The organism is Paenibacillus monticola (assembly GCF_009664975.1).
Taxonomy (GTDB): Bacteria; Bacillota; Bacilli; order Paenibacillales; family Paenibacillaceae; genus Paenibacillus_AQ; species Paenibacillus_AQ monticola.
On record NZ_WJXB01000006.1, the window covers coordinates 1 to 15,336 of the forward strand.

Below are 15,336 nucleotides of genomic sequence, written 5' to 3' on the forward strand. Positions count from 1 at the left end.
TAACAGTCCCATTAGAATTGTCACGATTGCTATGATTCTTTTCAATACTTTTGGAGAGATCAGAAAGTCCTTACTGAGTACTTGAAGAAGCTTCTTATTAGCCAATATCGATGCGAACAACAGAACTGGAACAATAAAGCCCAGAATGAATGGAATAACAGCAAGAATAAGAACAATTAAAAACACCCATTCCATTTTTCCATCCTAACGTAAGAATGTGTGGAAATTATGTATTCTCTTCAATCCTAATAAACGACAAATGATATACAATCGGAACTGTACGTGAACCTCTCGCATTTACACATTGCCCATTTGACCAGTCTGCGATTATTCAGTCTATGGGGTATATCCCAAATACTCAAAATCGGTGACTGGAAACTCCTTCTTTCGTCATTCGGGACTTTAACCCTAGAGATAGCGCCCATGCTGGGCGCACTAAAAAAGCTGACATCAGGTATCTCTGACATCAGCTTGATTTTGACCTGCAAATTAATAAATCCCTCTTCCCCCTTGATCAGCAATATCGTTCTTCCGGTATCGCGAAGCCGGTGTAGCTGGGTAGGAGTTGAAAGTAAATACAGCTGGACACTGTTATAAAATAGTCCGAAAATAGCCGTGAAAAAGGGTGACGCCTATTACGGATTATATCGCATAGGAAAAAACCGCCAAACACCAAACGGTGAATTAACGGCCTTATTCAGTTATTCTCTTCCCGTTTCAATCCCGTTCTGCCAATATTTAATTTCCGTTATCGAATAGGTAAATGAACAACCACTGTCGTACCTTGGCCTACCTGACTTTTCATCTCGATGTTTCCATGATGAAGACTCACGATTTTCTTGGCAATGGCAAGTCCTAGACCATTACCGCCAATGTTACGGTTCCGCGACAGATCTGTTTTGTAAAACCGTTCGAAAACATGATCGAGCTGCTCCGGTGCTATTCCGATTCCCGAGTCGGTTATGGCGACGAAAATTTCATTCACCGAATGGGTAATACGTATTTCGATATGCCCACCCACAGGGGTAAACTTGATGCCGTTGCCGAGTAAATTCATCCATACTTGGTTAAGCTGGTCCCGATCTGCCGTTATTTTGACTGCCTCAGCCCATTCTAACTCGATGCGAATGCCCTTGGCCGACCATTGGGGCTCGCAAGTAACAACTATTAGCCTGATTTGCTCGTCGAGGTTATATGTAATCTCCTCGAATGGATGATGCTCCGAATCTAGCGAAGCGAGCTTCAGCAGATTATCACTAAGTCTGGATAGTCTTCCGCTCTCCGCGATAACGATATCTAGATAATAATTACGCTCGTTCTCCGCTACCAAGTTGCTGTTTTTCATGGCCAGAGCAAAACCAGAAATAGACGTTAGCGGGGTTTGAATTTCGTGAGAGATGTTCGAAACGAAATCTTGCCTCATCTGCTCCAGCTGTTTAAGCTCGCTCGCCATCTCATTAAAGCTACGAGTTAGGGCTCCCATTTCGTCAACGTGTTTCGTTTTTATCTCCACGTCGAAATCGCCCTTTGCAAGTCGTTTGGTCGCTTGCGTCAAGGCTTGGATCGGTTTCACCAAATACCGGGCCGCAATGAGAATGCATAGGCTTCCAATCAGCAGGCCAAACAGTAACATGAGCAGCATCATCCGATTAAGGACATTTTCGTTCTGTGGGGAGAACTGCATAAACATGGCATGCGGCTCCCCGTCAAATAAAAAGGGAAGACCTATGAAAGTTTGTTCTACCTTAGCGGGAGACGTATAAGATTGTCCCCCCAGCACCTGACGAACCACTTCTGGCGCTATTTTGACAATATTCGTTTTGGGTAAACCATATATCTTTACCTTGCCGGAAGCGTTATACATATGAATCGGATAGGAGGATATCTTCACCATTCGTTTTATGAACGTATCTACTTCATCAGGTCTTGTTTGTTTATAGAGACTTATAATATCCTCTCCTACTGCAATCATGTCGTTCTGTCCTATATGGTTTATTTCTTTCTGGAATAGAAAGTGCGCAATAAAGAAAGAGGACACTAAGCTGAAGATAATGACTACCAGAAACGTGAAAATAATACGGACGTATAAGGTTTTAATCATGTAATCACTAACCTGTACCCCAGACTACGGGCCGTTTCAATTTGAAAATGTTGCGAATCACCGGCAAACCTTTCCCTTAACCGCTTAATATGAACATCGACGGTTCGGTCATCACCTTCGTAGCTTTTCCCCCAAATATGCGAGATCAACTGTTCCCGGGTGTAAATTTGCCCGGGCTGGCTAGCCAGCTTGAACAGTAGCTCGAACTCTTTTAACGGCAGATTAAGCGTTTCATCTCCACGTATAACTTGAAAGCCACGGCGATTCAGTACGATGCCGCCCAGCTGTATGGTTTGTGAAGAGACAATCATATAACGTTTCAGCAACGCTTTCACTCTCATCACAAGCTCGAGCGGATCGAATGGCTTCGTTAAATAATCGTCTGTTCCAAGCTCAAACCCCTTCACCTTATGCCCCGATTCTCCCTTGGCCGTGACCATCAAGAGAGGGATATTGGAATCTACGCTCCTGATCTCCCTGCACAACTCCCAGCCGTCTAATTGGGGCATCATAATGTCGAGGATAACCAAATCCACTTGAGAATTTTCCACAATCGCTAGCGCTTCCGCACCGTCGCTTGCCTCCAATATCTCGAATCCTTCTTTTCGCAAAAATAAGGTGATCAGCTCGCGAATGAGCGCATCGTCATCCGCAATAAGGATTTTGGCCATGAGAATACACTCCTCCAATCTCTATCGTGTTCCTCCCGAATGGGCGGATTGTTGCTTCAACCAAAATGCCATCCCAATAGATTCCAATGATAAAAAAACAAACTCATTACAACTGCCGATAGCGACACAAGCGTGTAATGCACACGCTTCAGCACGGTCCAATACTTGTTTTTCCATGCCATTACGCTTAAAGCCAGTATCACCACGGTCAATCCCACAAGTATGATGGGCATGAACAAGTAGAGATTTAACGATTGTGTAATGCGGCTAAGCCGATCAATCAATCCCATGTTCAACACCACGACGAACGTCGCGACCGACGTCATTAGCGCCCAAGCAGCGGTAGCCACCGACACCCGAACTGCCCACCTCTGCGCTTTGGGCATCACTTTGATTTCACGTCTGCGATAAGCGAACCCCGTCAATACAGTGATAAACAGAACTGCCGATATTCCCAGCAAAGGAAGCCAGAACTTGGGTTGATCGATCAGAGGCGTGGGCTCAAGCGGCATGGGATTAAGTTCATCAAGAAACAGATAAGTGACCTTTCCCGATGCATCGGTGCGGAATCCCATCTTATGGGTGCCTCCGACTTCTTGGAATAAATCTGGTCCTATTGGAGCATAAACTTGTTGATCCGCTCCACTTCCAATAGATAGTCGGTTATCGGAAACCGTAATGTTAAGCTTGACCAGGAAATTGAAAAACTTATCTATATCACTGTGGTTACGGCGTGTAAATTGATAGGAACCTGCGTATTTTTGCAAGGAATTCCCAAGAACAGCGGAGGCAGGAGACAGCTTGACTTCCTGCAGAGGAAAGTAACGATCGAAAAAGGCTCGCGCCAATCCTGTCGCTGCTGCTCCACCGTCACCACCGCTATAGGAAACGAAAATTCCGATTTGCTTATCGGGTACAAGATAAACCTCCGTATTGAATAGCTCGTCGGAGCCCCCATGGGAAATAACGCGGAGACCGTTCATGTTCAGATCGGAAAAGCCAAGGTCCATTGCCGGTAAATGCTTGTTAAATACAAAAGCCGGCGAATGCATTAATTGGGCAGTTTTGGGTTCGAGAATTTGTTGGTCTCCATAACGTCCGTCCTGAAGATGGGCGATCATGAAATGAGCCATATCATCTGCTGAGACGGATCCTGATCCCGCGGGGCGAAATCCTCCTTCGAACGTAGGCGGCCTGGTTGCGAATTGGCCGTTCTCTCTGGCATATCCGAGCACTGCGTAGGGCTCTAAAGACGCTGGAACAGGCTCCTGAACCGTGGCATATTTCATATCGAGCGGATCGAAAATGTTTTTCTGGATATAGTCATTATACGCAATTCCGCTAACTTCCTCGACGATTAATCCCGCCAACGAAGCGCCATAGTTCGAATAGGACATCATCTCGCCTGGAGGCATGACCCGAGCTGGCATATGTTTGGCAAGAGTTTCAGAAATCGAAACCGGCAGCTTCTTAGGATCCGTAGTAATTTGATAACCGACGCCCCCCTCTTCGAACCCAGCGGTATGGGTCATGAGATGACGCATAGTAATCGGCTGCGGATAGGTTTTTGGTATGATCACTGTTTCCAAATAGGTATTGACGTCAGTATCAAGATCGATTCTACCCTGCTCGACCAATTGCATCACTGCCGTCCAAGTAAACAGCTTCGTTGTCGAAGCGATCCGAAATAGGCTGGTCTCGGGATCGACTAGTGTGGCTTCTTCGACGTTGGAGTGTCCATAACCCTTAGAGAGCAGGATTTTCCCATCCTTGACGATTGAGATGACCGCGCCTGGAATTTTGAAATTGTCCATATGCCCTTCCATGATCCCATCAATGAATGCTGATAGCTGAGCGGGGTCGTTCAAATCCGCCGCTGGTCCCTCCGGTTTAACGGATAGTAATGTAGCTGTTGGAGGTGCTGCCGATGCGGACGTTTGAGCCCCTAACAAACTCGCCCCAACCGTAGCAACCAGTAACGCCAGTAAAATCTTTGTGCATAATATTTTCCTTATAGATGATGACATGATAATCCTCCAACATTCAGTGTATTATTGATAACTAACTCTCGCTATTTAATTGAAAGCATATCATAAACATATGAACGGAGAGTGAACCTCGCTGGTACTCACAAAAGCGGAGAGTCGTCAGATTGAATTTTAAGTGGACGGACAAAAGTATAATGCGCGTAACAATCGTATATTCACATATCGAAAAACCTCCCTACGGGTAGGAAGGTTATCGTTACTGGACTGTGAAAAGTTCTATGGGAGCGCAATCTCATACTCATCTCATTAGCTTGTCTCAGGAGCAGCTCCTGACCGTAAAGTCTCTAGGAAAAAAACACCCTATCCAGCTCAAAAGCTGAAAAACGGTGTGATAAGATCCATGCTAGTTTTTTCTTTTACAATAAACCGCAATTTTACTTTTATTTGTATAGCTCAATATTAGTAAATTTAGGAACCAAAAGCAGAAATACGGCGTGGAGAAATTCCTGAGGTACAAATATACAGATACAAGCAGCATCCCGAATACAGCCTGAAACGCATTGGCTTCCGTCGAAACTGGCTTGCCTTTCTTGATTATAGTAGATATGGCGAGCAATATAGCCAAGATGATTGCATAAACAAGGGATACCTCAAACCGGGTTAGGGCACTCCAGACACCAAAGGTGACGGCAATTGCTTTTCCCCCTTTAAATTTCATAAACGGTGAGAAAGCATGCCCAACAATAGGCGCTGCTGAAATAAGCACTATCCCATATCCTTGCATCATCCCGCTCTCGATGAACAGGGCGAGGGGCAGATACCCCTTCATGAAATCAAGCAGGACACCGGCTAGGCCCAGTTTATATCCTGCAGCACTCCACAGGTTGAACGCACCGGGGTTGCCATCCCCTACCGTCTTTAGATCTTTACGGGCAAGTCGGCCCAGCCAATACGAGAACATAAGAGATCCGCACAGAAACTCCACAAGAGTCAGCAAAATAATCATTTGTCTCTTTGGCCCCCTACTTCAATCGCCCTGCCTTTCCACGACACATGCCCCAGAAATAGGACCTGGTACGCTGAATAAAGAAGAACGGCCAGGAAAAAGAGTGTAGAGAAAATGTGGAGGAATGGCATAATTTTCCCGAAATAACCCACATCTCTGACCAAATAATAGATGTGAAACACATAGAGCATGTATCCAAAGATCAATGGAAATGCCCAAGATGTATTCCAGAGAAAAATCGCACCTAACGAAGCAATTAGCCCCAGAAACCATAGCGCTACCAGCATAATTGTCCAGATGCTTAATTTAGCTGTGCTTAATACCGCTCCCTTGCCAAAGCCCTGTAATTCACTCTTCAGGCCTTGCGGATACATGCGGAAGGAGACCAGACCGCGTCCGATAAAGTTGGTGACAGGGATACCCGCCTCCCGATAGCGAGCACCCAAATTCAGGTCATCCAATAGTTCGGAGCGTATGCTGCTATGTCCATTGATTGTTTCATAATCAGTTCTGGAGGTGATAATGCAGGACCCGTATAGGCCTTTACTTGGATTGTTATGTTCAAACAACGAGGTGAAGGCAAACACACCCAAGATATTAGGAATTAACGCCAAGCGCTCGTAAAATTTCTCCGTTTGATGAAACGGAACAACTGAAATCACGCCACCAGCTTTAGCCCGTGCTTTCAGCAGAGATTCCAGCGCCTGCGTAGACAGGCGAATATCCGCATCCAGAAAAGCGATCGTGTCGCCCGAAGAATTCAGGAATCCGTTCCATACCGCCCAAGTTTTCCCCGTCCAGCCCACAGGTAAAGCTGGGTTCTCAATTACTGTAACCCCATAGCTTGCGGCAATTTCTTTGGTTCGATCCTCCGAACAATCATCAACGACAATGATTTCATAAGGCTTAACCGTTTGAGCCCGGAGAGAGTCCAGTATATTGGACAGATTCTTCGCTTCATTTCTTGCCGGAATAATGATAGACAATTTCTCATTGCCTGGATTCACTTCCGCACCCAGGGGAATGAGCTTTCTGCGAAACAGTACTATACCCGAAAGGCAGCCAATGACGAAGAACAAGTAAAGACCCATGATCAACCCCGTCTCTCTAAAGTAGCTGGAATGATAAGAGCCATTCAGTAGACAATATACAATAGGTTATTCCATGTCCTGTCCTTACATGCCCGCTAATCTCGAGTGGGTAAAATTAAATGTTCTAAAAAGACCGAACTACAGTATTATAAATTCCGCAGCGATCTCCTGATTGGTTTTCCCCTCGGCTATGAGACGAATAACCGCACTTCAATGGATCAGCCTATCGGTTTCCTTATATCCTTCCTTATTATCCACTCGATTTTTGTATGTATGGCAGCCATTTAACGGTAAATACCCGCAGATCATCTCTGCGGGTGCTTCATTATCTCACTGACAATCTGTGTTGCTCTCTAGTGGCTTCTCAAGATTAAATAAGATTCCAGAACATTGCAGTGTTAGCTGCGGTAATGATTGTGAACAATAGAGTGTTCAAGAAAGAGGCTAGCCACACATTGTTGGTTTTATCAAAAATCTTACGGGCATATATTGCCGCCAATACGAGGCATGGTACCAATGCGAACAGCAATATACCATTTAAGGCTTGCCCTGGGTAAAGCGCAACACCCGTAATAAAATCCTTACCGTATTGAGCTGCCATCCAAAGGATAAGCCCACCCACATTCAGAATAATGGACAGGATATAATCTCCTTTTCGACCTCGTGTATTCGCATTCAGCGCCACAACACTGACAAAGTAGTAAATTTGGAAAAATGGCATATACCGCAGCGCGGTAATCAAATGCTCTATTTGAAAGGTTCGTACGGCGAAGGTCCAGATTCGGAAGTCTGTGCCAAATACCGCCTGTACCGTGAACAGCAGCAGATAGCCCAAAAATACTGCAGCAAGTGCTGTACATAAGCTGGAGATAATTGTAACTATATTAAGATTGATTCCATAGTCACTGAATTTCGTACCTGCCGGCTTTTTCGAGAAAAAGTAGAAAGCAAATGTTAGGAATGCAATAATTAGTCCGGAAACAATCGCCCAATAAGCTACCTGGTTCGTTGTCGGTTCATTAAAGAAAGAACTTGTTGAGAGAATATGATTTGCATTGTTAAAGATCAGCCACATCAGCATTGCAACTACTGCCAGCAGCGCACTTCCATAACCAATATTCTTCATATTGGAACGGAGTTCAGGGGTTGCCTTTTGGGTGTTCGCCAGACTAAAACCTACTACTGCTGCCACTACACAAGCAACTAGCAAAATAACGGCAATCGTGCTAAGGACATTCATTCCATTCGCTTGTTTATCCATCAGTGTTGGGAACAAAATGGCCGGGATTAAGGTACTGAATACGATAGCTGCCCAGTATACGATTCTCTGCTTACCGGTTGATGGCGCACTTACGGTTGCAATGGATGCCGTGACTGAGCGCTTCAAGAATGGAGCTTTCAGCAGCAAGCTGATAAGTGGAACTATGATTAGGAAGAAACCGATTAAGGCAATAAAGTTGCCGGCTTCTTTTAACCACCAGATTTGATGGCCTGAACCAAGATCAACATTTGTCTGATTTGGAGAAGTCACACCTTTAAATGCTTGGGCGTAGAAATCAATAAAATGGGCTGTTGTAGTTTTGGAAAAGTGGTTCCATGGGTGAGTTTGGTTAGGTGTAAACAGGATGCGCTCACCCGCCTGTGATTGACGTACCACAGAATCGTCGAGACTTAACTCGCCAGATTGCACCGTGTAGAACTTGCTGCTCTCAGCTGCCTGTTTATCCGCAGAAAGACCGAGGAACATCTTGCCTGAGAGGGTTGACGCGAAATCCTTACTCGTAACTGTACCTTGCACTTTCTTCTCGGCAGCACTTTTCTCACCGTCAGACTTATTGAAGAAGAACTCATCATATTTACCGGCAATCATCCCGACTGTACGGCTGCCAAATGCCGCTTGAAGCTGGTCCTGAGGAGCAACTGCCGTAGAGTAAGAGAAATCGGCGCCTGCTGAAATTCCTGCATAAATCATGCGCTGGCCAGTCTGCAAAGAGTTTAGTTCGTCCATATACATAGCCAGCAAGGAGGAGAAGCCGCCCATGGAATGGCCGCTGACAGCGACATATGCATTACCGCTATCATCCTTTTTGGTGTAATCCTGTTGGAAAATGTACTTCGATGCGTCAAATTGGGAATAGATCCAAAAGGTACCGAATAGATCTTTCACCGGTATGTCATTGTCCCAGCGGGAATCACCGTGATCATACATATCCAATGCCAAGACGATATAACCTCTTCTGGACATTTCAATCGCAGGAGCATCCTGCATTTCTTTGGTATTCAGATATCCATGTGTCGTGATGATCACCGGTCGGGGATCATCTGCACCTGCTCCTTTGGGCATATAGAGCAACCCGGAGAGTGTACCGTGGTCCGCCTTAAATGTAATTTCTTTAACATTCACTGAATAAAATGAGGTGTTAAACATACTAGCAAAAAGGCTGCCAATGATGATTAACACTAAAGATAGGGCCAGCAAGCCCTGTGGTTTTTTTAAAAACGAACCCATTTTCCTCATTATAGATTTCTCCTTTGTCATAGTTATATCGATCAGCACATCCTATATGAAAGCGTTATCATCTCTTATCGCAGGTAAATCAGCGCTAAGTATCGTAACGCTGAAACCTTTTCCACAACCGCTATATATTTATTTCATTTGTTCGGAAAGCTCTTTGAAAATAACGCCCAGCGCATATGCTCCGGCATCCGGATAACCAAGACTTCTGTCTCCAACGGTGCCTGCACGTCCCATTCTTGCCGCGAAATCTTCTGTTTTCTTAGCTCCTTCAATGGCTGCATCAGCACCTTTCGCAAATGCGGATTTGAAGTCATCTCCAGTCTGACTGCTCTTCGACCAGGAATCTGCACAAGGCACCAGAGCATCAATCAGTGTTTTATCTCCGACCACAGCTCCCCGTCCAAACGAACGTTCACCCGTAGATTGGATGCCTTGTACACTTGCCTGCATCATATCAGCAAATTCAGCTATGGTTAATTCTTTTTTTCCAGCAACAGCCTTGCTCGCAGACCGGAACGCGGAACCCCAGATTGGACCAGACGCCCCTCCACAATACTCCATAATCACCAATGAACATGCATTCAAAAAGCTTCCAATGTCCATCTGGCCATCCGTCAGAATCTGCTTCCACTCTCGTTTCAACTGCCGGAAGCCTTTGGCAATGCTCATCCCAAAATCACCATCACCGGCCTGGGAATCCAGCTCGCAGAAAGGAACTTCATTCTTGATAATAATTTCGCTCATCTTATCTACCAGATAAACCATATTGTCCAGCGTGATCGTATTGCCCTTCATTTCGGAATATTCTGCTGGTGTTTCAGTTTCATAGGAAATAGAAGTTTCTTCTGTACCCGCATCGGTGATTCCAACATACTGGACACTATCTGTAGGTCCTGAAACTTTGAAGGCAGGTGTATCACTTTCTTTGAACAGCAGCGCTTTCAGTTCTTCATCCAATTTCATAAGGGTTACGGACGCCCCAGCCATATCAATACTTGTCATGTAGTTCCCGACGAATGTTACACATACCTTAATGCTTTTGTGTTGTGCCAACTCTCGCGCAACTGCGTTATTTAATAGATACAGCTCTTGTAAAGGCGTTCCACCAAAACCGTTAATTAATAATGCAATCTCGGCAGACTTACTGCTATCGATCTTTAAGTCTGCTAAAAGTGCTTCCAACATTCGCTTGGCTAACACATTGGCTGTGGCCATTTTTTCCCGCCGAATCCCTGGCTCCCCATGAATACCCACGCCATATTCAATTTCATCTTCAGCAAGCTCGAACGTCGGCGTGCCCTTCGCAGGAACCGTACTTGAAGTTAAAGCGAAACCGATACTGCGCACATTTGCAGCTGCTTTCTCTGCTGCAGCTTTCACCTGCTGCAAACTCTGTCCTTCTTCTGCTGCAGCCCCGGCAATTTTATGGACCAATACGGTTCCCGCAACTCCTCTGCGCCCTACTGTATATAAACTATCTTGCACTGAGATGTCATCATTCACTACAACATAATCCACTTGCAGCCCATCTTCTTCTGCCATAAAGGCAGCATTTCTAAAGTTCATCATGTCCCCGGTGTAGTTCTTAATAATCATCAGAGCACCTTTGTTACCAGCAGTTGCTTTAAGGGCTTGATACACTTGAATTTGGGACGGCGAAGCGAATATATCTCCACATACAGCTGCATCCAGCATCCCTTTGCCAACATAGCCTGCATGTGCAGGCTCATGACCGCTGCCACCACCACTGATCAGGCTAACCTTGTTCTGATTGATTTCTTTTTTCTTGATAATCTTATACTTCTTCACAAATTCCAGCTCCGGATGAGCCATAACCATACCGTTACACATTTCAATCACTATATCTTCCGTTTTATTGATGATCTTCTTCATTTACTTGGCCTCCCGGCGCGCTTTATAGTCTTTGCCCATTCGGTCTGCCGTTGCAAGCGCCGCTGCAACTTCCTTTACGGTGACAGGGAATGGCATAGCATGAATAGATTCTTCCGGAATGCAGGCCTTTTCAGCTACTTGGAGCAGTTCCTCCATAGTAATATGCTCTACGCCGATATCGGCCAGACACACCGGCAATCCTACCTCCAGACAAAAATCCAGTACCTGATGCAGCTCCGCAGTCGGGGCGTTCTCCAGCACCAATTGGGCGATCGTCCCAAAGGCAACTTTTTCACCATGATAAAAGGCATGTGTCCCTTCGAGGATCGTTAAGCCATCATGGATCGCATGTGCCCCACCCAAGCCAGCGCTTTCAAAGCCAAGCCCGGATAATAAAATATTCGTCTCGATTATATTCTCTAAGGCTTGTGTAACCATATTACAATCACAGGCAGTTTTTGCTTTGGCTCCATCCTTCAGGAGCATTTCATAACATAAAGTCGCCAGCGCAAGTGCCGCATGAGTGCCCACAGCCGGAGCAGTGAACCCTTCTCTTGAACCCATTGGAAGACTGGCATTCACTCTGGAGAAGGATTTGGCAGTCGCTCTTGCTTCAAAATAAGTAGATAAGGCATCGCCCATTCCTGATACGAGGAAGCGTGTTGGCGCATTAGCAATAACCGTCGTATCCACTAGAACAACACTTGGACTTTGCTTGAAATACGCATAATCATCAAAAGCCCCCTCCGGCGTATACAACACGGCCGAATGACTCGTTGGTGCATCTGTGGCAGCAATCGTTGGACAAATGATCAGAGCCTCACCCTCAGCTACACATTTGGCCGCATCAATCGCTTTGCCTCCGCCTAAGCCAATAATACAGCTGCAACCTTTTTCCTTGGCAATTCCCTGCAATCTGGCTACTTCCTGACGCGAACATTCCCCATTGAAATCGCTCCCAATAAAGGTAACTGCAAATCTTTCAGCTGTCGCCTCCAGCTTATCCTTTACACGCGACACATCGTCCGGATGGGCAATTAACAGGGCAGATGATCCAAATGATTTTACAAAATACCCCAGATTTAATAACTCGTCCTCGCCTTGCACATATTTTGACGGACTAATGAATGCTTTTCTCATAATGTTCATATCCTCCCGTTTTCATGAAATTTAATTATTCATTTATTAAAGTATATAGCAGGTATTGACTCTTTAAAGTGGAATTTAATAGCTAATAATTATAATTTTCAGTTGTAATTTTTTGTGCTCGGTTCTCAAATTTTCACCATTCTCCTCATTTTAGCTCAACTTAAAGCTATTCATACTTCATTCTTGCTGCGGAGGTGTAATTTTATGATACAGGAATCATTACGTATAAATAAAATATTAGATCTGAATAAATGGAAGCGCCTTCAGGACTCTCTAGCAACCGTTACCAAACTCGCTATTCTCACCGTTGATTATAAAGGCAACCCAGTGACAAGTCACAGCAGCTGCCAGGCCTTCTGTCAAAATGTACGCAAGGACCCTGAGTTGCTGCCTTATTGTCAAAAGTGTGATTCTCGTGGGGGTCTAGAAGCGGTTCGCTTAAATGCGCCTTACGTTTATCTGTGCCATTTTAATATCGTGGATATTGCGATTCCGATCACCATTGATGATAAATACATCGGTGCAGTTATGGCAGGACAAGTAAAGCTTTCAGATCCAGAAAACGGCAAGGACCTGGAGCAAATTGTAACCTCGATGAACAAATCATCACATCATATTAAGGCGAATAACTTGAAGGAATATTATGATAATATCCCTACCATGACTTATGAAGAAGTCATCAAAATCTCCAATATGTTATTTCTGCTCTGCAATTATATTATTGAGGAAGCACTTAACAAAAATCTGCTTGTTGAAATGTTCGAAAAAGCTGCAGGAAACGATGAAGGCATAAATATTTCCACCATACTGCCTGGCTACACGATAAAAAATATTGAATCTATAAAAAAAGAAATGACCAATGCTATTGCAGAGGCCTTTCTAAAAAACTCAAATGATTCCAATGTTTGGACAAACTCCGTTTTGAAACCGGCCGGTGACTATATTTACAATCACAAAAGTGAAAATATTTCATTAACACATATGGCTACGCTATGTCATATAAGTCCCAGCTACTTTAGCAGACTGTTTGCCAAAGAAACCGGGGAGAACTTCTCGAGTTATTTGGCCCGGCTCAAGGTTAAATGGGCAAAACAGCTGTTAGAAGTAACCGATATGCCGATTGCGCAAATCAGTGATGAACTTGGCTTTAATGAGCCTGGTTATTTTATTAAGACCTTTAAGAAATTCGAGGAGATAACACCTGCACTGTATCGAAAATATTATAAAGAGAACCAGATAGAAAAAGAAGAAACAGCTTTGCCGTCCTTTTATGGACCGCATCCGTTTCTTCGAGAAATAATCAAACAGTGATTCCCGTGCCATAAGCGTAGCCACCCACAGTTACCGGGAGCACACCGCGAGCCTGAAGTTGACCGGTCAGTACTTTGGCAACGGACTGCATTGCTAATGGTTTGTTCTCATAGCAAGCAAGATACGTGCGGATTTCGGGGACAGCTGAATAATCAAACGGATCACGGGCCGCCACGACTATCAACTTAACCCCTGCTCTTTGGGTGAGCTCTTCAAGAATCCGCTGCTGGCCGGAAGAGAATCCGGCATTGTACGTCACTGCCACCACTTGGTTGTATGCGAGACTCTCGGCAAGCACAAGTCCAATCTCCTCTTCGGAAGGATCGACGTCGATGATTCTCTCTTCAACTGCGGTCATCAAATCCAGCAATACCCGGCCCAGCGTCATCTTCTCTTGCAGCGCCTCTACCACCTCATGAGGGGTGTGGACCTCCGGCCAGATTACATAGGTACGTTCAGTTGCTGCCAGTGGCAGTTGTCCTTCGTCCTTCACTAGGGTAATACTGTGTTCACTCAGTTCCTGCGCGACTTCATAAGAAGCTTTTGTGCCCAGATGATCTTGAATCGACACGAAGGTTTGAGGTTCCCCCTTATGAATGCCGCGTTTCGCTTTGAGATCCCGCAATCGCCGGATCGAGTGGTCAATCCGGGATTCAGTAATGTCACCCCGCTCTACTGCTGCAATTACCGCTTCGATAGCTTCGACCTGCCAGTCGAACTGGTGGCTGACGAGGATCAGGTCGGCCCCCGCCTGTACAGCCATTACCGCTCCCCGCCCGACGCCAACGGTCTTTGAGATTGCGTTCATCTCCAGGCAGTCCGTCACAATGACGCCTTCAAAGCCCATATCCTCCCGTAAAAGGCCGGTGAGAATGCTTTCGGACAAGGTCGCGGGAATTTCCTGCTCCTCGTAAGCCGGGAAGACGACATGCGCAGTCATAATGGCATCCACACCTGTTTCGATGATGTGGCGGAAAGGCGCAAGTTCAATTTTTTCCAGCCGCTGCCGGTTATGACGGATAAACGGAAGTCCCAGATGCGAGTCAGTATCCGTATCCCCATGTCCGGGGAAATGTTTAATCGTCGCGGCCACCCCAGCCTGTTGATAGCCGTCCGCGGCAGCCGCTCCCATGTCCCCGACAAGCTCTGGGGATTCTCCGTACGACCTGACACCGATTACTGGATTAGCTGGGTTGTTATTAATATCTACACACGGCGCAAAGTTCATATTGATTCCCAGATGACGCAGCTCCGAGCCGACAATTCTCGCACTCTCACGGACACCTTCTAGATCACGGGTCGCTCCGAGCGCCATATTGCCTGGCATCAAAGTGATCCCGTCCTCTATTCGGGCGACCATCCCGCCCTCCTGATCAATCGCAATCAGCAGCGGTTCTGCCGCAGCCCGCTGCAGGCTCGCCGAGCATTCATACACTTCTTCGGGCGTGCCAATGTTTCGCCGGAAATAGATGATCCCACCCAGGTTATAATCTGTAATCAGCTTGAGTATATTTTCGTTTGGATGGGTTTCCATGAACCCGCACATAAACATCTGCCCGACCTTCTTCCGGATTTCTCCGCTTTGTTCTGATGCAGCACTCATTAGCT

General features: G+C 45.7%; 11 protein-coding genes. 1 reads left to right on the forward strand and 10 read right to left on the reverse strand.

The window, feature by feature from the left end:
- The 9 genes from GJB61_RS16895 to GJB61_RS16935 form a co-directional block, all read right to left on the reverse strand.
- Nucleotides 1-195 (reverse strand): hypothetical protein (locus tag GJB61_RS16895; protein ID WP_154120015.1); only part of this gene is annotated, 195 nt, incomplete at its 3' end.
- 553 nt (nt 196-748) lie between these two features.
- A complete protein-coding gene (locus tag GJB61_RS16900) occupies nt 749-2,101 on the reverse strand; it encodes a HAMP domain-containing sensor histidine kinase (protein ID WP_154120016.1) in 1,353 nt (450 codons plus the stop codon).
- Nucleotides 2,098-2,772 (reverse strand): response regulator transcription factor, encoded by a 675-nt coding sequence (locus tag GJB61_RS16905; protein ID WP_154120018.1) that lies wholly within the window; start codon nt 2,770-2,772, stop codon nt 2,098-2,100. The genes GJB61_RS16900 and GJB61_RS16905 overlap by 4 nt, the downstream gene beginning before the upstream one ends.
- Nucleotides 2,773-2,828: 56 nt before the next feature.
- Nucleotides 2,829-4,799 (reverse strand): serine hydrolase domain-containing protein, encoded by a 1,971-nt coding sequence (locus tag GJB61_RS16910; RefSeq protein WP_154120020.1) that lies wholly within the window; start codon nt 4,797-4,799, stop codon nt 2,829-2,831.
- A gap of 364 nt (nt 4,800-5,163) precedes the next feature.
- The gene (locus GJB61_RS16915) at nt 5,164-5,766 is read right to left on the reverse strand and encodes a glycerol-3-phosphate acyltransferase (RefSeq protein WP_154120022.1); all 603 of its coding nucleotides are present in this window, start codon (nt 5,764-5,766) and stop codon (nt 5,164-5,166) included.
- Nucleotides 5,763-6,857 (reverse strand): glycosyltransferase, encoded by a 1,095-nt coding sequence (locus tag GJB61_RS16920; RefSeq protein WP_154120024.1) that lies wholly within the window; start codon nt 6,855-6,857, stop codon nt 5,763-5,765. Before GJB61_RS16920 ends, GJB61_RS16915 begins: the two co-directional genes overlap by 4 nt.
- A gap of 370 nt (nt 6,858-7,227) precedes the next feature.
- Nucleotides 7,228-9,375 carry an alpha/beta hydrolase family protein gene (locus tag GJB61_RS16925; protein ID WP_154120026.1) on the reverse strand — a complete coding sequence of 716 codons (2,148 nt, stop codon included), beginning with the start codon at nt 9,373-9,375 and terminating at the stop codon, nt 7,228-7,230.
- 129 nt (nt 9,376-9,504) lie between these two features.
- Nucleotides 9,505-11,268, reverse strand: a complete 1,764-nt coding sequence (gene dhaK, locus GJB61_RS16930) for a dihydroxyacetone kinase subunit DhaK (RefSeq protein WP_154120028.1) — start codon at nt 11,266-11,268, stop codon at nt 9,505-9,507.
- The gene (locus tag GJB61_RS16935; RefSeq protein ID WP_154120029.1) at nt 11,269-12,408 is read right to left on the reverse strand and encodes a glycerol dehydrogenase; all 1,140 of its coding nucleotides are present in this window, start codon (nt 12,406-12,408) and stop codon (nt 11,269-11,271) included.
- 213 nt (nt 12,409-12,621) lie between these two features.
- Between GJB61_RS16935 and GJB61_RS16940 the strand changes: the two genes are divergently transcribed.
- Nucleotides 12,622-13,728 carry a PocR ligand-binding domain-containing protein gene (locus GJB61_RS16940; RefSeq protein WP_154120031.1) on the forward strand — a complete coding sequence of 369 codons (1,107 nt, stop codon included), beginning with the start codon at nt 12,622-12,624 and terminating at the stop codon, nt 13,726-13,728.
- Here GJB61_RS16940 and nagZ read toward each other — a convergent pair.
- Complete coding sequence (nagZ, locus tag GJB61_RS16945) at nt 13,718-15,331, reverse strand: beta-N-acetylhexosaminidase (protein WP_154120033.1); 1,614 nt, start codon at nt 15,329-15,331, stop codon at nt 13,718-13,720. The two genes, GJB61_RS16940 and nagZ, sit on opposite strands and share 11 nt — an antisense overlap.
- Nucleotides 15,332-15,336: the final 5 nt, after the last annotated feature.